At 61.5% G+C, this 22,517-nt stretch carries 22 protein-coding genes and 1 pseudogene; 11 read left to right on the top strand and 12 right to left on the bottom strand.

What is annotated here, in order from left to right; translation table 11 throughout:
* Window positions 1-5: 5 nt before the first annotated feature.
* On the top strand, window positions 6-704 hold the full coding sequence (locus FW764_RS01085; RefSeq protein WP_446432343.1) for an ABC transporter permease: 699 nt from the start codon (window positions 6-8) through the stop codon (window positions 702-704).
* Window positions 705-860: 156 nt separating this feature from the next.
* On the opposite strand, the gene FW764_RS01080 is transcribed toward FW764_RS01085, so the two are convergent.
* Entirely contained in the window at window positions 861-1,496 is a 636-nt protein-coding gene (locus FW764_RS01080; RefSeq protein ID WP_446432342.1) for a TetR/AcrR family transcriptional regulator, read from the bottom strand.
* Window positions 1,497-1,586: 90 nt separating this feature from the next.
* Between FW764_RS01080 and FW764_RS01075 the strand changes: the two genes are divergently transcribed.
* A complete protein-coding gene (locus FW764_RS01075; RefSeq protein ID WP_446432341.1) occupies window positions 1,587-2,585 on the top strand; it encodes a succinylglutamate desuccinylase in 999 nt (332 codons plus the stop codon).
* An 87-nt stretch (window positions 2,586-2,672) separates the two neighbouring features.
* Here FW764_RS01075 and FW764_RS01070 read toward each other — a convergent pair whose 3' ends face one another.
* The gene (locus FW764_RS01070; protein ID WP_446432340.1) at window positions 2,673-3,236 is read right to left on the bottom strand and encodes an N-acetyltransferase family protein; all 564 of its coding nucleotides are present in this window, start codon (window positions 3,234-3,236) and stop codon (window positions 2,673-2,675) included.
* 321 nt (window positions 3,237-3,557) lie between these two features.
* Between FW764_RS01070 and FW764_RS01065 the strand changes: the two are divergent.
* Together FW764_RS01065 and FW764_RS01060 are read left to right on the top strand one after the other, a co-directional pair.
* Window positions 3,558-3,785 (top strand): annotated as a pseudogene (locus FW764_RS01065) (alcohol dehydrogenase catalytic domain-containing protein); the annotation flags it as partial.
* Between the two features lie 47 nt (window positions 3,786-3,832).
* Window positions 3,833-5,071, top strand: coding sequence for an MgtC/SapB family protein (locus FW764_RS01060; protein WP_446432339.1), 1,239 nt, complete (start codon window positions 3,833-3,835; stop codon window positions 5,069-5,071).
* Here FW764_RS01060 and FW764_RS01055 read toward each other — a convergent pair.
* Genes FW764_RS01055 through FW764_RS01025 form a run of 7 tightly spaced genes read right to left on the bottom strand, consistent with a single transcriptional unit; the run spans window position 5,060 to window position 11,357 of the window.
* Window positions 5,060-6,433, bottom strand: a complete 1,374-nt coding sequence (locus tag FW764_RS01055; RefSeq protein ID WP_446432338.1) for an ATP-binding protein — start codon at window positions 6,431-6,433, stop codon at window positions 5,060-5,062. The two genes, FW764_RS01060 and FW764_RS01055, sit on opposite strands and share 12 nt — an antisense overlap.
* A complete protein-coding gene (locus tag FW764_RS01050; protein WP_446432337.1) occupies window positions 6,433-7,092 on the bottom strand; it encodes a response regulator in 660 nt (219 codons plus the stop codon). Before FW764_RS01050 ends, FW764_RS01055 begins: the two co-directional genes overlap by 1 nt.
* Window positions 7,093-7,103: 11 nt before the next feature.
* The gene (locus FW764_RS01045) at window positions 7,104-7,748 is read right to left on the bottom strand and encodes a tetratricopeptide repeat protein (RefSeq protein ID WP_446432336.1); all 645 of its coding nucleotides are present in this window, start codon (window positions 7,746-7,748) and stop codon (window positions 7,104-7,106) included.
* Window positions 7,745-8,554 carry an SDR family oxidoreductase gene (locus FW764_RS01040; RefSeq protein WP_446432335.1) on the bottom strand — a complete coding sequence of 270 codons (810 nt, stop codon included), beginning with the start codon at window positions 8,552-8,554 and terminating at the stop codon, window positions 7,745-7,747. Before FW764_RS01040 ends, FW764_RS01045 begins: the two co-directional genes overlap by 4 nt.
* Entirely contained in the window at window positions 8,541-9,215 is a 675-nt protein-coding gene (locus FW764_RS01035) for a TenA family transcriptional regulator (protein WP_446432334.1), read from the bottom strand. The genes FW764_RS01040 and FW764_RS01035 overlap by 14 nt, the downstream gene beginning before the upstream one ends.
* Complete coding sequence (locus tag FW764_RS01030; RefSeq protein WP_446432333.1) at window positions 9,212-10,690, bottom strand: AMP-binding protein; 1,479 nt, start codon at window positions 10,688-10,690, stop codon at window positions 9,212-9,214. Before FW764_RS01030 ends, FW764_RS01035 begins: the two co-directional genes overlap by 4 nt.
* On the bottom strand, window positions 10,680-11,357 hold the full coding sequence (locus FW764_RS01025; RefSeq protein ID WP_446432332.1) for a thermostable hemolysin: 678 nt from the start codon (window positions 11,355-11,357) through the stop codon (window positions 10,680-10,682). The genes FW764_RS01030 and FW764_RS01025 overlap by 11 nt, the downstream gene beginning before the upstream one ends.
* 156 nt (window positions 11,358-11,513) lie before the next feature.
* Between FW764_RS01025 and FW764_RS01020 the strand changes: the two genes are divergently transcribed.
* From FW764_RS01020 to xylB, 6 genes are all read left to right on the top strand, one after another.
* The gene (locus FW764_RS01020) at window positions 11,514-12,065 is read left to right on the top strand and encodes a cytochrome b (protein ID WP_446432331.1); all 552 of its coding nucleotides are present in this window, start codon (window positions 11,514-11,516) and stop codon (window positions 12,063-12,065) included.
* Between the two features lie 182 nt (window positions 12,066-12,247).
* On the top strand, window positions 12,248-13,780 hold the full coding sequence (locus FW764_RS01015) for a sugar ABC transporter ATP-binding protein (RefSeq protein ID WP_446432330.1): 1,533 nt from the start codon (window positions 12,248-12,250) through the stop codon (window positions 13,778-13,780).
* Window positions 13,773-14,765 (top strand): ABC transporter permease subunit, encoded by a 993-nt coding sequence (locus tag FW764_RS01010; RefSeq protein WP_094950535.1) that lies wholly within the window; start codon window positions 13,773-13,775, stop codon window positions 14,763-14,765. Before FW764_RS01015 ends, FW764_RS01010 begins: the two co-directional genes overlap by 8 nt.
* Window positions 14,766-14,799: 34 nt before the next feature.
* On the top strand, window positions 14,800-15,732 hold the full coding sequence (locus tag FW764_RS01005) for an ABC transporter substrate-binding protein (protein ID WP_446432329.1): 933 nt from the start codon (window positions 14,800-14,802) through the stop codon (window positions 15,730-15,732).
* A 25-nt stretch (window positions 15,733-15,757) separates the two neighbouring features.
* Window positions 15,758-16,750: a LacI family DNA-binding transcriptional regulator gene (locus FW764_RS01000; protein ID WP_446432328.1), complete on the top strand. Its 993-nt coding sequence runs from the start codon at window positions 15,758-15,760 to the stop codon at window positions 16,748-16,750.
* Between the two features lie 16 nt (window positions 16,751-16,766).
* Window positions 16,767-18,227, top strand: coding sequence for a xylulokinase (gene xylB, locus FW764_RS00995; RefSeq protein ID WP_446432327.1), 1,461 nt, complete (start codon window positions 16,767-16,769; stop codon window positions 18,225-18,227).
* A gap of 28 nt (window positions 18,228-18,255) precedes the next feature.
* Here the strand turns inward: xylB and FW764_RS00990 are convergent, their stop codons facing one another.
* The gene (locus FW764_RS00990) at window positions 18,256-18,699 is read right to left on the bottom strand and encodes an Lrp/AsnC family transcriptional regulator (protein WP_446432326.1); all 444 of its coding nucleotides are present in this window, start codon (window positions 18,697-18,699) and stop codon (window positions 18,256-18,258) included.
* 109 nt (window positions 18,700-18,808) lie between these two features.
* On the opposite strand from FW764_RS00990, the gene FW764_RS00985 reads away from it, so the two are divergent.
* Window positions 18,809-19,714 (top strand): DMT family transporter, encoded by a 906-nt coding sequence (locus tag FW764_RS00985; RefSeq protein WP_446432325.1) that lies wholly within the window; start codon window positions 18,809-18,811, stop codon window positions 19,712-19,714.
* On the opposite strand, the gene FW764_RS00980 is transcribed toward FW764_RS00985, so the two are convergent.
* Window positions 19,692-21,671 (bottom strand): peptidase U32 family protein, encoded by a 1,980-nt coding sequence (locus tag FW764_RS00980; RefSeq protein WP_446432324.1) that lies wholly within the window; start codon window positions 21,669-21,671, stop codon window positions 19,692-19,694. The genes FW764_RS00985 and FW764_RS00980 overlap by 23 nt on opposite strands.
* A 227-nt stretch (window positions 21,672-21,898) precedes the next feature.
* On the bottom strand, window positions 21,899-22,279 hold the full coding sequence (locus tag FW764_RS00975; RefSeq protein WP_446432323.1) for a RidA family protein: 381 nt from the start codon (window positions 22,277-22,279) through the stop codon (window positions 21,899-21,901).
* Window positions 22,280-22,517 lie beyond the last annotated feature (238 nt).

The following is a 22,517-nucleotide window of genomic DNA, read 5'->3' as shown; positions in this document are numbered from 1 at the left end:
GGCCCATGCCAGAGTGGATAAGTTATTACGCGGGGCTGATTGCCCAGGGCTTGCAGACCACCTTGTCGCTACTGGCGATCTCGGCAGTGCTGGGGTTTGCCCTGGCGGTGCTGGTGGCGTTGGCGCGCTTGTCGCGACGCAAGTGGCTGGCGCGGGGTGCCCTGGCCTACACCAGCGTGTTGCGCGGCACACCGCTGCTGATCCAGATCTACATTTTCTACTATGGGTTGGGCAGTTTGTTTGCGCAGTTTCCTATGCTACGCGGCAGCGTCCTCTGGCCGTTTTTGCGCGACGGTTACTGGTACATCGTGTTCGCCCTGGTGCTGTCGGTGGGCGCCTATGTGGGTGAAGTGATTCGCGGCGGCCTGCTGGCGGTGCCCAAGGGCGAGATAGAGGCGGCGTCTGCGTTTGGCATGACGGCACGCCAGGCGTTGCTGCGGGTGCGTTTACCACGGGCAATGCGGTTGCTGTTGCCGACCCTGGCCGGGGAGACGGTGATGTTGCTCAAATCCACGGCACTGGCGTCGACGATTGCGGTTGTCGACCTGTTGGGTGCGGCTAACGTGGTACGCGCACAGACCTTGCAGATCTATCAACCGTTGCTACTGGTCGCGGGTGTCTACCTGTGCCTGACCTTCCTCATCGAAGGCGTTTACGCCATCGCCGAACGTCGCGGCACGCCGTTGCGCAGGTCGGTGGGATGAGCCAGAACCGCGCCTTGCAAGGGATTGCCCAGTACTCACTGGCCTACGCGTTCCTGGGGGCAGGGCGCGGTGAGCACGTCGCGGGTGGCCGATTACTCGGTGTTCAGCTTTGTGTTCTGGCGCAGCCTGGCCATGCTCAGCGTGCGCCACCCCGAATCACAAGACGCGGTCGGCGCCGAATGCGCCATGACGCAACCCCTGTACCCAGCAGCGGCAGATGTGCAGGCCGTTGGCGGGGCTGAAGGTGCGGGGGTTGAGGCACCCCTCGAGCCAGAGCCCGTCAAGCATCGCGGATAAGCCGATGGCCGCCATGCGGCTGTCGTGGATCACTAGGTTTTCGCTGCGGGCGAGGTCGTCGAGCAGTTGCTGGATCAGCGCCAGGTAGGCGCGGTAACTGTTTTCGTGGGACTGGTTTACGTGGGGCGAGTGGCGGATCAGGCTCCAGAACACCACCCACACGCCGAGCAGGTCGGGGTCCATGATGCGGGGCGAAAAGGATGCACTGAGAAACGCCTCCAGGCGCGCGGCGGCGCCTTCAGCCAACTCGACTTGCGCCCATAACGCGCTGGTCAATTCATTGGCGAGCTTGTGGTAGGTCTCGGCGATCAGCGCATCGATGCTGCCGAAATGATGATTGAGCAAGCCCACTGACACACCTGCTTGCGCTGCAATCTTGCGCACGGAAATGCCAGCGTGCCCATCGCGGGACAGGCTGGTGAGGGTGGCAGCAATCAGCAAGTCCCGGCGTTCATCGGGGTCGGCGCGGCGCAGTTTGGGAGGGGCGATGGTCATGGGAATGCCTTTGATCAAAGACCAGAACGCACAGGTTAGTTGAACACGTGTTCAATCTCTAGCGATTAAATGATCAGAGGAAGGCAAGGCATGGCAAAAGACCTTTCATGGCAGGTAGCAGGCGACGCCGGTAACACGCTGCGCATTGGTGCCTGGCGCTTTGACGGTGATGGCAGTGGGCCTGCTGTGCACCTGCAAGCGGGCGTGCACGCCGATGAAATCGCCGGGATGCTGGTGCTGCACCACCTGTTGCCGCGTTTGCAGGCGTGCCAGGATCAGGGGCGGCTGCGTGGCACCGTTACTGTCGTGCCCCAGGCAAATCCCTTTGGCATAGGCCAATTTCGTCAGGGCCGGTTGCTGGGTCGCTTCCACGAAGCGACCGGGCAGAATTTTAACCGCGCGTTCGATCATTCCCTGGCCATGCAATACCCGGCGAGCAACCTGGGGCAATGGCAAAAAAGCCTGGTGCAATTAGCCGCCGACGCGGACCTGGTCCTCGACCTGCACACAGACGATGAGGCACTGCCGTACCTCTACATCCATCGCCGTTTCTGGCCTGAGCAAGGCATGGCGTTGGCGGCGGCGTTGCAGGTGGACGTGGTGATCGTCTGGGATGACGGCGGCGACGGCTCCTTTGAGGAAACCATCATCAACCACGGCTCGCCACGGTTGGCGGCGACTATCGAGTTGCGTGGGCAAGCGGATGTCAGTGATGTGCTGGCGCACCAGGATGCTGATGGGTTATGGGCCTGGCTGTGCATCAATGGCGTGATTGATGAGGTGGCGGCGATCCGCGAATGGCAAGGCGAAGTGGTGGAGATGGGCTGCATGGAAACCATCCTTGCGCCGTGTGCCGGTGTGCTGGTGTTTGAAAAAGGCCTGGGCGATCAGGTCGAGCAAGGCCAACGTTTCGCCCGAATCATCGGTCGGCCTGGTGAGCCCGCCTCAGAGCTGATTTTGTATGCCGCGCAAACCGGTCGCATGGTCACCGGCCACCGCGAACGCCTGGTGGCCCAGGGCGCGGTAGTGGCCAAGTTCACTGGCACACGCCTCTCTGACAGCTACAGCGGCGGGGTGCTGGACCCGTAGGGCAGTGCAGGAGCTTACCCACTCAGAGATTCAAACGTTAACGCTTTGGCAGTGCCAATCACCACGCCGTTGACCGTGACAGGATGCTCAGAGCGCCACGCTGCTGATGATTTGAGTACTGTCATCGGGGTCTGTGACGCTGTGAAAGCCCAGGGCATGCGTCAGTTGACGCAGTGGTAGATTGGTCGCCGCATCAATCGTATACATTCGTTTGAAGCCATTGGCTCGCGCCGCCGTCATCAGGTGCTGCATCAAAATGCGCCCCAGCCCCAGGCGTTGCCATGTGTCGGCCACCGTGATCGCACATTCGCATTCATGTGCCGTGGCCGCGGCGTAACGAGCAACGCCGATTTCGATCAGGCTGCCGTTGTCGTGCGTCAGAGCAATAAACGCCATGCGTTGCTGATGGTCGACACTCATCAATTGATCAAGCAGGGCTTTACCGGGTTCGTTGATTTCGCCAAGGAAACGCGCATGCCGCGACTCGCGGGACAGGCCCTTGATGAAATTGTATTCGCGCTCCCTGTCCTCGGCTGTCAGTGGACGCACCAGCACATGTCGGCCATCGTCGAGGTGCTCAATCCAGTGTTCGTGCGGGACAGTCGCATAGAGGGCGTCGGCTTGGCTGTTGTGTTCTGTGAGGGTGGGCATGGCGTGCTCTCGAAAGGGGCGGGCATAAAACATCGCCCTGTTGATTCGGTTGTACGCCTTTGACGCCAGGCAAAACTGATGTGGATCAGATCCAGCGCCATTACCCGCGCCGGTTTACTCAGGATCATACGGCGCCGCGTCGGCGGAATAATGTAGCCGGCGGCCATCGACGCGAAGCAATCGGCCCCGCGGCCAAATAAGTCGCCTTGATACAGCGCCTGGCCAGTGATGCGCGCTCAGTTGCGCGATTATTGATCATAGTCAACGTGCAAGCCGCCCTCACGGCGCAGTCTGATTTTCCTCGGCACAGGAAATTACCCCATGGGAACCATGAACACCGCTGTTTTTGTTTTGAGAAACCGCATCGTCCTGGAAGACAAACCGATCCCTGACGTCGGCCCGCTGGGCGCCTTGGTACGCATCACCACCACGATCTGCGGTATCGACGCCCATATTCTGCGTGGCCAGCACCCCGTGGCCAAAGGGCTGACCGTGGGCCATGAGCCGGTCGCCGTGATCGAACGCCTGGGCTCTCAGGCACGTGGTTTTAGCGCGGCGTCATGAAAGTCGCGATTACCCCCTGAAGGCACCGGCATATGACGCTAACGCTAGGGTTCGCCGGCGCCGCTGCGGCGCTAGGCATCGGCATGCTGGTGGGGCTGGAGCGTGAGCGGCATAAAGGCCAGGGCGAGCGCCGCGCGTTCGCTGGTTTGCGCACTTACGCCATTACCGCGCTGTTGGGCTATGTCACGCAGCAGGTCGGCGGCGAGCTCTTGCTGGGGCTGATAGCGCTGTGCTTGGCCGCACTGGTGAGCACTGCTTACTGGAAGGCCCAGGACAAGGACCCGGGGATCACCACTGAAGTGGCGTTGTTCACCGTATTGGTGTTGGGGGCGTTGTGCGCTGTCGCCCCAGAATTGGCCGCGGCCATTGGTGTGATCACAGCAGGCTTGTTGACCTACCGCGAGAGGCTGCACGCGTTTGCCCGCAGTCAACTGACCGATGGGGAAATGCGCGACGGTCTGTTGCTGTTGATTGTTGCGCTGGTGGTGCTGCCGTTGACGCCGGACCGCTTTATCGGGCCTTATGGCGCGGTGAACCCGCGCACCATCTGCACCTTGACGGTGCTGTTGATGGTCATCGGTGCGGTAGGGCATGTGGCGGTGCGCGCCCTGGGAGCCCGCTATGGGTATGCCATCGGGGCTATTGCTTCGGGGTTTGCGTCCAGTACCGTGACCATTGCCACCCTGGGCCCAATTGCTGCCAAGGAGCCTGCCCAGGTGCGCACCTTCGCGGCGGCGGCGATTTTTTCCAACCTGGCCACGGTGACTCAGGTGGGACTGATCTTGGGCACCGTCGCGCCGGCGCTGTTGGCGCAGATGGCCTGGCCACTGCTGGCCGGGTTTATTACCACCGCCGTGTATGGGGCGTGCTTGATGCTGCGCATGCCGACGACGCCTGCCGGCCAAACCATGCAGGTGGGCGGCGCGTTCGACCTGAAGTTGGCCCTGATGATGGTCTTGACCCTCACCGGCATTACCGTTGTGTCCTCCGTGATGCTGTACCACTTCGGTCAGGCGGGCGTGATGGTGACCGCCACCCTGAGTGGGTTTGCCGATGCTCACGCGGCTACGGCATCGATCGCCGCGCTGGCCGCAAGCGGCCAGCTCGCCTTGCAGGCGGCATCTATCCCGGTGCTGCTCGCGGTCAGTTGCAACTCGCTGAGCAAGTGCGTGGTGGCCTGGGTCAGCGGCGGCCGTCGATTTGCCGCGTATGTGATCGCCGGGCAGTCGCTGCTTACCGCCGCGATGTGGTTGGACCTGTTAGTCAGGTGAGCGCGGGACTTGCAAGGACGCCCTTAGCCCGCCGGTTGCGAGGTTTTCCAGATGTACCTGGCCACCCAGGCGCTGAGCGATGGTCTGTACGATGGTCAGGCCCAAACCCGCCCCCTCGGCATTGCCGCGGCTATAAAACAGCTCAAACAGTCGGTCGCGTTCGTTCTCGTCAATGCCCGGGCCTTGGTCATCCACGTTCAGTTCAAAACCACGGGTGTTGTGACGCAGGCCCACAGTGATCACCCCGTGTTGCGGTGAGAAGTTTGCCGCGTTGGTCACCAGATTAGTCAGGGCGATATTAATGGCCGACGCCTCAGACTTCACGCTGTAGTCCGCATCATCGACGTCGAACACCAATTCCAGGCCCTTGCTCAACAGCCAGGGTGTCAACTGAATCAGTGTTTCGCGCACCGTTTTCTCCAGGTCGATGGCCTGCGCCTGGGGTTTGCCGGCGCTCGGCTCCAGGCGGGCCATGGTCAGCAATTGGTTGACCAGGCGGCTGGTGCGGTCGACGCCCGTGATCAGAAATGCGAGGGACTCGCGCCGTTCGGTTTCAGTGCCGGCTTCCAACAGGTTTTGGGCGTGCACGCGCAATACCGCCAGCGGGGTGCGCATTTCGTGGGCGGCGTCGGCGATAAAGCGGCGCTCGCGGCCGAGCATTTCCTGGATCTGTGCCAGCATGCGGTTCAGCGCGGCCTGCATCGGTTCCAGCTCCATGGGCAAGGGGGTCAACTGCATCGGTTCCAGGGAGCCGGAATGCCGCGCGCGTAGGGTCGCCGCCATATTAGCCAGCGGTTTGAGCCCCCAGCCGATGGCCAGCCAGACCATGGCAGCCAGAATCAGGCTACCCAGCACATTGGGCCACAAGGTGTGGCGCACGATGCGTTGCACCAAGTCAGAACGCACATCGTCGCGTTCGCCCACCCAGATCTGCAGCCCATTGTCTTTGTCCTTGAGCACAAACCCACGCCATTGACGGCCATTGAGGTCGTCGACATTGCTGTACCCCGGTTGGGCGGGCGGTGTGGCAAAAGACGGAGCGCTGGTGGTGAACACCAACAGCTCACCGTTGGGGTTCCATACCTGAAAAGCGATTTTGCTTTCGTAAGGGTGTCCGTCCACTTTGGGCATGGCTTCGCCCAAGGCTTTGTTGAATGCCCGATACAGGTCAGCCTGATCTTTACTGGCCAGTGGCATGCTCATGACGCCCTGCAGCAGGCGCGCGTTCTGCGCCAGTTGCGCGTCATAGACTTCAGCGATTTCGTGGTTGCTGTCATGCAGGTTGAGCAAGCTGATCACCAGTAATCCGGTGAGCAGCAGGCCGATGATCAACGTCAGGGTCCGGCGTCGAATCGACGTCATCAACGCTCCTCCACCAGGTAGCCGACGCCGCGAACAGTGCGGATCAAGTCACTGGAGAACTTTTTGCGCAGGTGATGGATATGCACTTCCAAGGTGTTGCTTTCAGCTTCTTCGTTCCAGCCGTAGAGCAACTGCATCAACTGGTCGCGGGTCATGACGCGCCCCGGCGGCGAGAGCAGTTCGTGCAGCAGTTGATATTCTTTGGGCGTCAGCAGCACGGTTTCGCCGTGGTAGCTCACCTGTTGCGTGCTGGGGTTCAGGCAAATGCCCGCATGTTCGATCAGTACCTGCGCGCGCCCGGCGCTACGGCGCAGCAGCGCACGCAGGCGCGCCTTGAGTTCAGCCAGGTCGAAGGGTTTGATCAGGTAGTCATCGGCACCGGCGTCGAGCCCGGCGATACGGTCTTCGGTGGCATCCCGAGCGGTGAGGATCAGCACCGGTACACTGGCCCCGCTGTCACGCAGGCGGCGCAGTACTTCCAGCCCATCCATGCGCGGCAGGCCCAGATCAAGCACGACCACATCAAAGGTTTCGCTGAGCAGCGCATGCAAGGCACTGCTGCCATCTTGCAGCCAGTCAACGGTGTAGCCCTCACGCACCAGCGCTTGGTGAATGCCTTCGCCCAGCGCTATATCATCCTCGATCAGTAATAGCCGCACATGGACTCCTGTCAGTTGAGTTTTTTGTCGACGTCGACCAGCAAGCCTTCGATCTCTTTGCGACGTCCGGCATCGGCGGTTTGCCGACCAGGCCGTGGCGCGGCCAGCAGGGCTTTGCGCAGCACATCTCGGGCTTCGCCGTAGCGTTTTTGCCGGTACAGGTGGTCGCCCCAGAAATACAGACTATCAATGCCCGCCGGGTTCAGTTGCAAGGCCTGTTTGAGTAACTGCTGCGCCTTGTCGGCATCGCCAAAGCCGATCGGCCAGCCGGGTACGCGATCGTACAGCGCCGCCAGGCTGGTATAGGCTGAGCCCTGCAGGGCTGCTGGGTCCAGAGCGAGCGCTTGTTCAAGGTCGGCCTTGGCCGCCTTGACCTTGCTCAATGCGCCGAGCCCGCCTTGGGCGCCGGCCCAACTGCTGGTGACAATCCCAGACCAGATCCATGCTTCGGCAACCTGAGGGCGCGCCTGGGTGAACGCCGTCGCCTGTGTTGCGAGCTGTGCAAAGGCCTGGGTACGCTGCTCTTCAGGCAGGTTGTATTGGATATGGGCCCAACGTGTCTGGATGTCAGCCAGGCGTTGCTGATCGCCCGCATCCAGAGCCCAGGTGAATGGACTCATGGCGGTCAGCAGCAACGCAATGCAAAGACGTTTCATGGATTCAGGTCCTTATTCACGGGTTTGTCGCTCAAGCGACGTACCAACGGCAATTGTTTGCGCAAGCCACGGTCGACCAGGTTCGGCAACAGGCTGTTGAGGCGCACAAAGAAGCGCTCAGGCCAGCCCATGTACAGATCGCGACGATCCTTGGCGATTGCCTGGATCACGGCCGATGCCACGACGCGCGGGTCGTCGACGTTGGACTTAAGGGCATTGTTCAAGGCCTGCGCCGCCGGGCTGTTCATGCGTGTATGGGTGGCGCGCGGCGCCACGTACAACACACCCACCCGCGTATCGGCCAACTCGCGGCGTAACGCTTCGCAAAACCCGCGCAAGGCAAATTTAGTGGCGCAGTAAGTGGCATAGCCAGGGTAGCCGATGGAACCATAGGTGGAGCCGACGTTCACCACCATGGCGCTTTCGGCCTGTTTGAGCAGGGGCAACAGCAGCTTGGTCAGGCAGATCGGCGCGGTGATGTTCAACGCCAGCATGGCGTTGATTTCGTTGTCGTCCAACTGTTCAAGCATGGCGAAGTGATTGATGCCGGCGGCGTTAATCAGCAGGTTGACACCGCCGATGGCCTCGGCGGCGGCCAGCACTTTGCGGCGGTCGGCAAGGAAGGTCAGGTCGGCACTCACCCAACAAAGGTGCTGCGGGTATCTGTCGAGCAAGGGCTCCAGTGGTGCTCGATGCCGTGCCACGGCCAGCACCCGCGCCCCGCTGGCACACAGGGCTTCGGCAACTGCCAGGCCGATACCGCCACTGGCGCCGGTCAGCACCACACGGGCATCAGACAGGCGCATGGGCAGCCTCCCCGATACGCGGCAGGTTGCGGAACATGTCGGTATAAAGGGCGTACACCACTTTTGACGCATGGATCACGGCAGCCTGGTCGTCCGGGTCTTGCAGGCTGTTCATCAAGCGGCGATAGGTTTCCATATGGCCGATGTCCAGGGAACCGTGGGAGCTGAGGTAACTGAACGCCGTGGCGGGCAGTTGCAGGCGTTCGCGAATGCTGTCGGCGGCGTGAGTGGCCAGCGCGATGCTGGTGCCTTCCAGCACATTGACCATGCCGAACAGGCCGACCGGGTTGCCTCGCGCGATCAGGTCATACAGGTAGCTGACCATCAGTTCAATCGGCAACCCCGGCCGCCCGTCACGTACGGCTTCCTGGTCACCGCCACAGGCGTGGATGTCATTGAGCACCCATTGCTCATGGCCGTATTCATCCTCGATGTACTCGCAGACGGCCTTGCGCAGCCATTCCAACTGCGAAGGCAGGCGCGCGCCGCAGGCCATCATCAACGGCACCGTATGACGGACGTGGTAATAGGCCTGGGCCAGGAACGCACGATAGCTCTCCAGGCTGACCTTGCCTTCCAGCGCATCCCGAATGATCGGCAGGCTGAACAGTGCCTGGCGCTCCTGTTGGGTGGCCTCTTGCAGCGTGTCGAAAAAATTCACGATGGGGTTTCCTCTTTGTGTGCGGCAGACAGTTGGGTTTGATAACGCGCGACGATGGCGTCGCGCCGTGGCCGGCCGTTGGCAGTGAGCAAGCCGTTGGCGGCGCTGAAGGGTTCATCCAGGCGCGTCCATTGATGCACTTGGGCGTAGTCGGGCAAGGTGCTATTGACTGCGGCCACGGTGGCGGCCAGTTGGGCGTCGGTGCAGGCGTTGCTATGGGGCCAGAGCAACGCGTGATTCTCGGGCAGGGCTTCGCCATAGACGAACGCCTGGGCGATGACGCCGCCTTGGGTCAATTCGGCCTCGACCCAGTCTGGGTTGACGTTGCGGCCGTAACTGGTGACGAACTGATGTTTCTTGCGGCCCTTGAGGTAGAGAAAGCCGTCTTCATCGAAGGCGCCCAGATCGCCGCTGGGCCACCATTGCTCGGGTTGTTCGCTGTGACCCAGGTAGCCGAGCAAGGTCGAGCCTTTGATCAGCACTTCATCGTCTTCGGCCAAGCGGATTTCCACGTGGGGCAGGGGCCGGCCGACGCTGCCCGGGCGCTGCGCATCGGGGCGATTGAGGCATACCACCGAGGCACATTCGGACAGCCCGTAACCTTCAAACACCGGCAGGCCTAACTGTTGTGCCCGCTGCAGCAAGGCTTTGGAAACGCGCGCCCCCCCCACCGCAGCAAAGCGCAGCCCTCGCGGGCTGAACGCCTTCTGTTCGGCGGCGATGACTAACATCAGCAGTAATTGCGGGACCAGAATCAGGCTGTGGGGCTGACGCTCTGCCAGGCAACCGAGCAATTGCGCGGCGTCCACCGCACTGGCGCCCTGGATACCCAGGCTTCTCTGGCTGGGCACACTCAAGGTGGCGCCGGCATACAGCGCGGCGTAGCAACCGAGGTTTTCGAGCAAAATCGCGATGGGCAGCAGCGCCAAGTGGTGACGTGGGTCGGTGGCGTGGCTGGCCTGATGCAACTCGCGAGCAACCCGCAGCACGCTATCGGCACTCAGGCATACGCCCTTGGGCGCCCCGGTGGTGCCGGAGGTGAATGTCACCTTGGCGGTGCCCGACGGCATCGAAGGGCGGCCTGCAAAGGTTTTGCACCAGAAGTCGCCGCCTTGGTGGTAACCGGCGGCCAACAGCTCAGCGTCCAGATACGGCTCGGCGATCACCCGTTCGGCATGGCTTTGTTCAAGGCAGTGGGCACGCTGAGCAGGGCTGAAAAACGGCGGCAGAGTCAGGCAGGTCAAGCCCTCAAACAGTATTGCCAAGTCCCACAGCATGGCATCGACGCCGTTGTCCAAGGCCAAGGCGACCACGTTCACGCCTTCATCACGCAGGCGTTGCTGGCGATAGGCAACCTCGGCAAACAGTGAGGTGTAATCCATTTTCAACGTATCGCCCCACAGGGCGATGGCGCCGTCGTTACGTTCGGCATAGCCGCGCAGCACAGCGTGGAAGCGGCGGGTTTCAGGCGACATGGCTGGTGTCCTCAAGCGTGATCGGCAACCCTAGGCGCTGGAACATGCCCATGTTGCGCAAATGGATGAACCCGGCGCGGATATTGCCGACATGCACCCAGGGTTGGCTTTCGTAGTAACTGCCCCAGTGCTGGCGGTCATCGCCCAGGCGCTGCGGGTCAGCCGCGCACAGGGTGATCGGCTTCAACCCCAGGCGGTGGAAGCTATTGACCAGGCCGATATTGCCGGTGAACGCCACCCACTCCAGGCCGCCCATGGCCAGCAACCAGGTAATCGCGATGATGCTCAGGCGCGCACTGCCGGTGTCGCTGGCGGCCAGGTTGCCGACTTCAGCGATGGCGTGGCGCTCTACGGTTTGCCCCGCGGCAGCGCTGATCAGTGGATCGATCGGATGGTCCAGGTATCGCTCCAGAAACAGCGGCTCGGCACCTGCCAACCTTACCCCGGCGACCGCACACAGCACGCCGTCAGCCTGGCTGACAGCAAACAGCCGGGGCATGAAGTGCCGGATATCAGCGCCGTGGGCGATGCGAAAACGTTGTTGGATAAACGCCTCGAAGGCGTCGCGCTGAGGGTCGTTGGGCAGGGCAACGGCGAGGCGCATTTGTGCACTGTTGACCAGGCCGAACTGCAGCGGCAAAGAAATTTTCCAATCGATATCAGGCATTGGCGGTACGCCTCCCACGTGATGTTGGGAGGAGTATCAAAGGCATTTCTTAACGAAGTCTGAAGGGCCCTAAAATGATCGGTTTGCCGATCTTCAGACTGCCTTAAGACTGGGTTGGCAGGGTAGGGCCACCACTTATGCATAAGGCTCTATTCCATGACTCAAAATCCGCTGACGCAGCGCTACGCGAGACTCTCGATGACCCTGCACTGGCTCATGCTGGCGATGTTTGTCGGCGTGTATGCCTGCATCGAAATCAAAGGCCTGCTACCGCGAGGCAACGCGCTCAAGGGCGTATTTCTGGGGGCTCACTCGCTGTTCGGAATGGCGATTTTCGTGCTGGTGTGGCTGCGCTTGCTGGGGCGTCTGGCGCCCCGCCCGGCGATCCTGCCCCCCCCGCCCATGTGGCAGACGGCCGCGTCGTACCTGATGCACGGTGCGCTGTACGGCTTGATGATTGTGACACCGTTGTTGGCCTGGCTGATGCTCAACGCTGCCGGCAAGCCGGTGCCGTATTTCGGGTTCTCATTACCGACACTGGTGGCGCCGGACCCGGACCTGGCCAGGCAGTTCAAACACTGGCATGAGTGGCTGGGCAGCACCGGGTATTGGTTGATCGGCCTGCATGCGGCGGCTGGGTTGTTCCACCATTACTGGGTGCGTGACAACACCCTGGTACGCATGCTGCCCGAGCGTTACGGGCGCTGAAAACGTTGTTGGCTAAGCGCTTGCCTGCAAGCTCTCAGCCAACAGACATTTATCGCTTTTGCGCGTGATGAAACGTTTAATCAAGCGATAAACGGCACACGCAAGCGCTTGCGTAAGCAAATGTATCTGGCATAGAGTCGGCGGCGATCGCCTACAAAAATAATAATGCCAGGAGCTCATCCATGAGCCTTGAACCCTTGCTTGAGATGCAGGGCATCAGCAAAACCTTCAACGGTTTGCGCGTGCTCAAGAATGTCGGCCTGAAGGTCTACCCCGGTGAAATACACGCCCTGATGGGGGAGAACGGCGCCGGCAAATCGACATTAATGAAAATCCTCTCCGGCGCTTACCAAGCCGACCCCGGCGCAGAAATCCGCATCGACGGCCAGCCCGTCGCCACTTTTAACCCAGCCACCGCCAAGACCCTCGGCATCGCCGTGATCTACCAGGAACTGAGCCTGTGCCCGAACCTCAGCGTGGCCGAGAACATCTACCTGGGCCGCGAACTGCGGCGCGGCTGGACCATCGACCGCCAGGGCATGCAAGCCGGCTGCGTCGAGGTGCTGCAACGCCTGGGCGCCGAGTTCAAACCCACCACGCCGGTGAGCAGCCTGTCGATTGCCGAGCGCCAACTGGTCGAAATCGCCCGCGCGCTGCATGCCCACGCCAGGATCCTGGTAATGGACGAGCCGACCACGCCACTGTCATCGCGTGAGACCGACCGCCTGTTTGCGTTGATCAAGCACCTGCGCAGCCAGGGCCTGGCGATTATCTACATCAGCCACCGCATGGCTGAGATCTATGAGTTGTCGGACCGGGTCTCGGTGCTGCGCGACGGCCAGTACATCGGCGAGCTGACCCGCGAGGCGTTGTCGGCCGAAGTGCTGGTGAAAATGATGGTTGGCCGCGATCTCTCCGGTTTCTACAAGAAGGAACACGCCGCCTATAACCCCGGCTACGTGGTGATGCGCGTGCGTGACATGGCCGATGGCAAGCGCGTGCGCAACTGCAGCTTCGACCTGCACGCCGGTGAAGTGTTAGGCATTGCCGGGTTGGTCGGGGCAGGGCGCACGGAGCTGGCGCGGCTGATCTTCGCCGCCGACCCGCGCACCTGCGGCACCCTTGAAGTGGTCGGCAAGGCCGTCACCCCGTTGCGTAACCCGGCGGATGCGATTCGTGCGGGTGTGGTCTACCTCACCGAAGACCGCAAGGCCCAGGGCCTGTTCCTGGACATGAGCGTGGCCGACAACATCAACGTGTGTGCCTGTGTGCCGGACGCGCATGCCGGTGGCGTGCTGGATCGCGGCCATGCCGCGCAGCGTTCAAATGACGCGATCAAGTCGCTGTCGATTCGGGTCGCATCGGGCAAGGTCAATGTCGGCGCCTTGAGCGGCGGCAACCAGCAGAAAGTGCTGTTAGCACGGCTGCTGGAGGTCAAGCCGCATGTGCTGATCCTCGACGAACCGACGCGGGGCGTGGACATCGGCTCCAAGTCCGAGATCTACCGCATCATCAACCAACTGGCGCTGGCGGGCGTTGGCATTGTGGTGATCTCCAGCGAGCTGCCAGAAATCATCGGCACGTGCGACCGTGTGCTGATCATGCGCGAAGGCCAGTTGGTGGCCGAAGTCGGCGGGGCTTCGGGCCACGCCATCTCCCAAGAACGCATTATTGACCTCGCCACCGGTGGCGATCAGGTGGCTGCCCATGGCTGACTCAAACAACAACACACTGACCCTCGCGCCCGTCGGCAAAGCGGAGCGCGTCCGTGAGCTGATGCGCACCGTTGGCATGTTGCCGGTGCTGGTGTTGCTGCTGGTGGGGTTTGCCCTGGCCAGTGAGAACTTTCTCACCGTGCAGAACCTGTCGATCATCACCCAGCAAGCCTCGGTGAATGTGGTGCTGGCGGCGGGCATGACCTTTGTGATTCTGACGGCGGGCATTGACCTGTCCGTCGGCGCGATTCTCGCGGCGTCCGCTGTGGTCGCGTTGCAGGCCTCGATGTCGCCACAGTTCGGCATGTTCGGGATTGCTGCCGGCATCGGTTTCGGCCTGTTGCTGGGCCTGGTCAATGGCGGGTTGATCGCCTTCATGCGCTTGCCACCGTTTATCGTCACCCTCGGTGCGCTGACCGCCATGCGTGGCCTGGCGCGCTTGTTGGCGGATGATAAGACCGTGTTCAACCCCGACCTGCCGTTTGCGTTTATCGGCAATGACTCGGTGCTCGGTGTGCCGTGGCTGGTGATCATCGCGGTGGCGGTGGTGGTGCTGTCGTGGTTCATCCTGCGCCGTACCGTCATGGGCGTGCAGATCTACTCAGTGGGCGGCAACCCCGAGGCGGCGCGGCTGTCGGGGATCAAGGTGTGGAAAGTCTTGCTGTTCGTCTACGCCATGTCCGGTGCATTGGCCGGGCTTGGCGCGGTGATGAGCGCTTCGCGCCTGTTCGCGGCCAACGGCCTGCAACTGGGGCAATCCTATGAGCTGGATGCGATTGCCGCGGTGATCCTGGGCGGCACCAGTTTTACCGGCGGTGTCGGCACCATCGGCGGTACGCTGATCGGCGCGCTGATTATCGCGGTACTCACCAACGGCCTGGTGCTGCTGGGCGTGTCGGACATCTGGCAGTACATCATCAAGGGCATCGTGATCATCGGCGCGGTGGCGCTGGATCGCTATCGCCAGTCCGGTGCGCGCACCTGAGTTCACTCCTACAACAATCACAAGAGAGACCCGCATGAACCTTAAACGCCTGTTTCCCGTTATTGCCTTGGCTGCCTTGATGTCAAACGCCGTGCAAGCCCGTGAACTCAAAGCCCTGGGCATTAGCATGGGCTCGCTCGGCAACCCGTATTTCGTGACCCTGGCCGACGGCGCCACTGCACGAGCCAAAGAGCTGAACCCCAACGTCAAGGTGACCTCGGTGTCGGCCGACTATGACTTGAGCAAGCAATTTTCGCAGATCGACAATTTCATTTCGTCCAAGGTTGACCTGATCCTGCTCAACGCCGTCGACCCATCGGCCATGGCCTCGGCGATCAAGAAAGCCCGCAATGCCGGCATCGTCGTGGTGGCCGTGGATGTGGACGCCAAAGGCGTGAATGCCACGGTGCAAACCGACAACGTTGAAGCCGGCAAGCTGGCCTGCCAGTTCCTGGTCGACAAGCTGGTGGGCAAGGGCAATGTGATCATTCAGAATGGCCCGCAAGTCACCGCCGTGACGGACCGCGTCAAAGGTTGCAAGGCTGCATTGGCTTCGGCGCCAGACATCAAGGTGCTGTCCGATGACCAGGACGGCAAAGGCTCGCGCGAAGGCGGCCTGAACGTGATGCAGGGCTACCTCACGCGCTTCCCGAAAATCGACGGCTTGTTCGCGATCAACGATCCGCAAGCCATCGGCAGCGACCTCGCGGCCAAGCAGCTCAAACGCAGCGGCATCATCATTACCTCGGTGGATGGAGCGCCGGATATCGAAAACGCACTGAAGACCGACACGCAAATCCAGGCCTCGGCCAGCCAGGACCCATGGGCTATGGCGCAGACCGCCGTGAACGTGGGCAACGACATTCTTAATGACAAGGCCCCAGCCGAAGCGGTTACCCTGCTCACGCCAAAACTGATCACCCGTGACAACGTGGCGACGTACAGCGGTTGGTCGAGTAAACATTGAGTCATTGAAGAAAGGGGAAGGCGTCGTGGTCACCATGGATGACGTGGCAAGCAGGGCCGGGGTATCGACGTCGACCGTGTCCCACGTGTTGAACGGCACCCGCAAGGTCAGCGAGGTCACGGTGCGAGCGGTGCAGCGTGCGATTCAGGACTTGGGCTACATCCCCAATACACTGGCGCGCTCACTGGCCCGCTCCAGCACCAACACGATTGGCGTGGCGATCTCGGCGCTGTCCAACCATTACTTCAGTGAAACTGTGCACGCGATTGAAACCGAGTGCGCCAAGCACGGCTACATGATGCTGTTTGTCGACCCCCACGACGACCCGGAGCAGGAGCTGCGGGTGGTCACGGCGCTGCATCACCGGCGGGTTGATGGGGTTTTGCTGGCACCGTCCCCTGGGTCAAAAGCCCTCGAGTATCTGCAGGCCAGTGAAGTGCCGACGGTGCTGGTGGACCGCATGATGAGTGAGCAGTTTGACCAGATCGGAGTGGAAAATACCCAGTCCACCCAGGCGTTGGTCACCCACCTGATTGAACACGGGCACCGTCGCATCGGCTTTATTGCCGGGCGGGCGGGGCTTGGTACGACCGATGAACGTGTGGCGGGTTATCGCGCAGCTTTACAGGCGCAAGACGTGGCGTTCGACCCGCAGTTGCTGGTCAGCGGCGGGTCCAACAGTGAGCCCGCGCGCGTCGCGACCGCGCAGTTATTAGCCTTGGCAACGCCTCCGACTGCGATCATGGCAGGCAATAACCTGATGACATTGGGCGCCATGCACGCCCTGCGTGATGCGCACATTGATGTGCCGGGGCAAGTGGCCTTGGTGGGCTTTGATGATTTTGACTGGGCGGATTTTTTTGTGCCGCGCCTCACCTTGATCGCCCAACCGGTCAAGGCGCTGGGCGCGCGTGCGGTGCAAATGCTCCTGCAACGCATGGCAACGCCTGGCGCGCCGGTTCAAAGCGTGCGCCTGGCGCCGAGCCTGCAATACCGTAATTCATGTGGCTGTATTTGATCGGAATGAACCACGTATGAGCAGTCCTGTTTCCCTCGGTATTGATCTGGGCACGTCGGAACTCAAGGCGATTCTGATGGACGCCAACGGCGCCGTGCTGGCCCACGCGGGTGTGCGCTTGGGTGTCTCGCGCCGCCACCTCGGCTGGTCCGAGCAGGCCCCGGAAGATTGGTGGCAGGCCTGTGTGCAGGCGCTCGCCCAGCTGCGCGAGCATGAGGCATTCAATCGTGTGGCGTGCATCGGCCTGTCAGGGCAGATGCACGGCGCGGTGCTGCTCGGTGACGATGACCGCGTGTTGTACCCCGCGATCCTGTGGGACGACTCGCGCGCTGTCGCCGAAGCTGAACAGCTTGGGCCCGGTTTCGCCGAGGTCACCGGCAGCTTGCCGATGGCTGGGCTGACCGCGCCGAAACTGCTCTGGCTGCAAAGGCATGAACCCTTGGTGTTCAAGGCGATTGACTGCGTGCTCTCGCCCAAGGATTACCTGCGTCTGCGCCTGACTGGTGAGCGCATCAGCGAGATGTCCGATGCCGCCGGCACGCTGTGGTTGGACGTGGCACAGCGCCAATGGTTTACGCCGATGGTGCGTGCCACAGGGCTTGCCCCCGCACAGATGCCGACGCTAGTAGAAGGCGGAGCCGCTGCGGGTCACGTGACGGCAAGCGGGCTGGGCTTGTCGCCCGGGGTAGTGATTGCCGGTGGCGGCGGCGATAACCCGGTGGCGGCCGTGGGTATCGGCGCAATCAATGCCGGTGACGGTTTCATCACCTTGGGTACCAGCGCGGCGATTGTCGCGATCACCGACCACGCCGCCGGCAACCCGGCCAGTGCGGTGCACAGTTTCTGTCACGCATTACCCAACCGCTGGTACACCATGGGCGCCATGCTCGCCGGTGCCAGCTGTTTGCGTTGGGTGACCCGGCTGACCGGCATGCCGGATGAGCAAACGTTACTGGAGCAGGTCCAAGCGCAATTGCCCATCGAACAGACCGTGCCGCTGCAGACGCCGCTGTTCCTACCGTACCTGGCCGGCGAACGCACACCCCACAACGATCCTTTGCTGCGCGGCGGGTTCATGAACCTGGGGCACGACTGCACACCGGCGATGCTCGGTTACGCAGTGATGGAAGGGGTAGGTTTTGGCTTGCTCGATGCATTGCACGCGGTGCAATCGACCGGCGTCGACGTGGGAGCCTGCGCCCTGGTGGGCGGTGGTGCGCGCAGTGAGTATTGGGCGCAGTTGCTGGCGAATATCCTGCAGCGGGAAATCTTCACTTTGCACGGCAGTGAATTGAGCGCGTGTATTGGCGCGGCGAAGTTGGGGTTTGTAGCGATGGGGCAGGGTGCTGATTTGCTGGCGGCGGGGATGCCGGTCAAGGCCCGGTATAAGCCTGACCTGATGCAGCAGCCGGTGTTAGAGGCGCGTTATCGCACGTTTCAGGGTTTGCTGCCCGCCGCTAAAGCCCTTCACGACTAGCTGGCCACAGGAATTAGTTTGTTAGGCTTCAGTCGTTGGTCAGCGGCGGCAAACGTCGCTTCACCGGGGTTTTCTTGACGATAGCGGTGTTGGTTTCGGCAAACGCGTTGATCCGGTCGAGCAGGGTGTCGAGGTGATCCATGGTGCGCACGTGCAGACGCGCGATAAAGCAGTCCTCACCGGTAACCTTGTCGCACTCGGTGAACTCGGGGATCGCCTGGATCTGGCGCTCCACTTCCTGCAACTTGCCCGGCAACGGGCGGATGCGCACGATGGCTTGCAGCAGGTAGCCGAAGTGCTTGGGGTCGATGTCGACGGTGTAGTGAGTCAGCACGCCGCGCTCTTCCAGGCGGCGCAGGCGTTCGCCGACGCTGGGCGAAGACAGCCCGGTAATACCCGCCAGCGCCTTGAGCGACAGGCGTGAGTCATCCATCAATGCCGCGATCAGTTGCTGGTCGATAGTGTCAATCATGCTGTGTGCCTAATAAGAAAAGGTGATTTCGGGGTTTTGCCTTTTTTAGTCGCTGGAGCCGCTGACCAACAGATTGCCATAATTGAGCCTCACTTGAGGAGCTTGCATCGTGGACACATCTATTCGTCGCGGTTCGTGGGAAATGGTCGCCGCCATGCTGATCTCGGGCACCATTGGCTGGTGTGTGCTGGTGTCTGGCGTGTCGGTGATCGAAGTGGTGTTCTGGCGCTGCGTGATCGGCGCGCTGACGCTGTTGCTGGTGTGCGCGTTATTAGGTTACTTGCGGCTGGAGCTGCTCAGTTGGGCCACGTTTGGGGGAGCGATGCTCAGTGGCGTGGCCATTGTCGGCAACTGGCTGCTGCTGTTCGAATCCTATTCCCGCGCTTCCATCGCGATCAGTACGGCGGTGTACAACGTGCAGCCGTTCATGTTGGTGGTGCTGGCGGCGGTGTTTCTCGGGGAAAAGATCACGCTGCAAAAACTGGCGTGGTTGAGCGTGGCGTTCCTGGGCATGTTGGCGATTGTCACCGCCCATGGCGAGCAGCAGAGCGGTGGCGGGGATTATCTGGCGGGTATCGCTCTGGCGCTGGGCGCGGCGTTTTTGTATGCGATTGCGGCGCTGATCATCAAACGCCTGAAGAAGGTGCCGCCGCACTTGATGGCGTTGATTCAGGTGATCACCGGCGCATTGTTGCTGGCGCCGTTAGTGCCTTGGAACAGCTTGCCTGCGGCGCCCAATGCCTGGGCTGCACTGGTCACGTTGGGCGTGGTGCACACAGGCTTGATGTATGTGTTGCTGTACGGGGCGATTCAGAAACTGCCGACCGCCATTACCGGCGCGCTGTCGTTTATCTACCCGATTGCGGCGATTTTTGTCGACTGGATTGCATTTGGGCATCGCCTGGGTTGGCTGCAATGGCTGGGGGTTGCTGCAATTCTGCTGGCGGCAGCGGGGTTGCAGCGGGGCTGGTGGTGGCCCCGCTCCCCGAGGGCTAGTGCGTGCCCTGAAAGATGATATTTTCCGGGTCAAAATGGCCCACACCGCTGCCCGGCTGTGGCAAGCCCAGGATATGCCCCTTGATCTTGCCCACCACGTGCATTTCGCACGGCTTGCAGTCGAACTTCAGGGTCAGCACTTCATCACCGTGGATCAACTGCATAGGCGCCACCCTGGTTTTCACACCGGTGACACCCTTGGCCTGTTTAGGGCACAGGTTGAACGAGAACCGCAGGCAATGCTTGGTGATCATCACCGGCACTTCGCCGGTTTCTTCGTGGGCTTCGAAGGCCGCGTCGATCAGCTTTACGCCGTGACGGTAGTAGAAGTCACGGGCTTTCTGGTTGTAGACGTTGGCGAGGAACGACAAGTGCGCTTCCGGGTAAACCGGTGGCGGCGACGTCTCGGCTTTGCGCCCACCACGCGGGTGAGCGGCAACGCGAGCGGCGGTCAACGTTTCGATCACCTCACGGCGCAATGCCTTGAGCTGCGAATTGGGGATGAAGAACGCTTGCGGCGCGTCCAGCTCGATGTTTGTGGCGTGGTACTCGGTGGTGCCGAGCTGGCAGAGCAGGTCGCGCAAGGTGTCCAGCGCTTGTTCCGGTTTGTTGGCCACGCCGAACGGACCGGGCAGGGTGACGCTGGCGCTGATGCCTTCTTCGCTGGTCGCGGTCACGACCAACTGGTCTTCACGCAGGCGTGCAACCCATGCCAAGCCAATACGGCGCTCCGCCGAGGTCTTGAGCAGCGCCTGTTGCCAGTTATGGTCCAGGTTGCGGTTCAGCGGATGGTTCGGGCGCAGCTGGTGCAGGCCAGCAGGCATTTCATTCGGCTCGACGCGGTAGCGGTAGCGTTTCTTGCCGTCTTCTTCGAACTCGCCTTTGGGTTCTGCGATGTTGGCGCGGAAACCCACCACCTCGCGCTTGACCAGCACGTTGAGGCCGTCGCCGTTGGACAGCGGCTCATGGGTGACCACCTGCAAATCACGCTTGCCGGCTTTTTCCACCACACCGACCGGCAGGCCGGTGAAGGTTGGTGTGTCGAAGGCGCCGATGTCGATCTTGCGGTCGGTGACGAAGTAGTCAGTGCTGCCACGGTGGAAGGTTTTTTCCGGGTCGGGCAAGAAGAAATGCGCGGTACGGCCGCTGGAAGCGCGGGCCAGGTCCGGGCGGTCTTCAAGAACGTCGTCGAGGCGCTGGCGATAGTAGGCGGTGATGTTCTTCACATAGCCCATGTCTTTGTAGCGGCCTTCGATCTTGAACGAGCGCACACCGGCTTCGACCAGCGCGCGGATGTTGGCGCTCTGGTTGTTGTCTTTCATCGACAGCAGGTGTTTTTCAAAGGCCACGACGCGGCCCTGGTCATCTTTCAAGGTGTACGGCAGGCGGCAGGCCTGGGAGCAGTCGCCACGGTTGGCGCTACGGCCATTCTGCGCGTGGGAGATATTGCACTGTCCGGAGAACGCCACGCACAGGGCGCCGTGGATAAAGAACTCGATAGCGGCATCGGTTTCGTCGGCGATGGCGCGGATTTCCTGCAGGTTCAGCTCACGGGCCAACACCAACTGCGAGAAACCGGCCTGGTCGAGAAACTTGGCACGGCCCAGAGTGCGGATGTCGGTCTGGGTGCTGGCGTGCAGCTCAATCGGCGGGATATCCAGCTCCATCACGCCCAGGTCTTGCACGATCAACGCATCAACACCGGCGTCGTACAGCTGATGGATCAGCTTGCGCGCGGGTTCCAGCTCGTTGTCATGCAAGATGGTGTTGAGGGTGGTGAACACACGGGCGTGGTAACGGCGGGCGAATTCGACCAGTTGAGCGATATCGCTCACCTCGTTACACGCATTGTGGCGCGCGCCGAAGCTCGGGCCGCCGATGTAGATGGCGTCGGCGCCATGCAAGATAGCCTCGCGGGCGATGGCGACATCGCGGGCAGGGCTGAGCAATTCCAGGTGGTGCTTGGGCAAGGACATAGTTTTTTTAGTCAGGCTTGTCACGGTCGAGGCGCGCATTGTAGCTGTGAAATGCCAGGTGGGCACCTACCGCAGGGCTGCCTGGCCGAGGTAGCAGGGGGTTAACTGGATCAAATATGGGCGCTGGCTTGCCTGCGATGCCGACACCTCGGGCCATCAGGCACACCGAGTGGATGCCATCGCGGGCAAGCCAGCTTCCACATCTGATCGGTGTGGCTAGTGAAAACTCAAGCCTTGGCCGCCATCGCGGTGACTTCCACGCGCATACCGTCCACGGCCAACGCAGCTACACCTACGGCGGCACGAACCGGCCACGGTTTGGCGAAAAAGCGTTTGTAGACCTCGTTGAACGCGGCGCGGTCAGCCATGTCGGTGAGGTAGATGGTCAGGTGCATCACCCGATCCATGGAGCTGCCGGCTTTCTCCAGCGCGACTTTCAGCGCTTGCAGCGTGCATTCGATTTGCACGGTGATGTCGCCCAGTTCCAGGCTGCCGTCGGCACGGGTCGGGATCTGGGTAGAGACCAGCATGCCGTTGAAGCCGACAACGTCGGAAGAAATCGAGTCGGCATCTGGGTCAGGGGTGTAGGACAGGTCGTGGTTGGACATGGGCGTCTCTGAAATAAGCTGGGAAGAAGGGTGGCGCACAGTTTAAACACAGCGCGCGGTAAGGTCACGGCGCCCTTTTCTGTGGTCGATGCGAAGATCGACAGGTAAGCTCTCGCGCTGAATATCCGGCTATAAATGGTAAGGACATCGGATGGCAAACGAGTTGATGACGACAGCAGTGTGTTGAGCCACGTTATCTTGGTCGTGACCTTGCTTAAGTTCACGACACCCAACAAGC

It is taken from the genome of Pseudomonas sp. 1152_12 (assembly GCF_052850675.1).
This window is presented reverse-complemented; position numbering and strand designations above follow the sequence as displayed.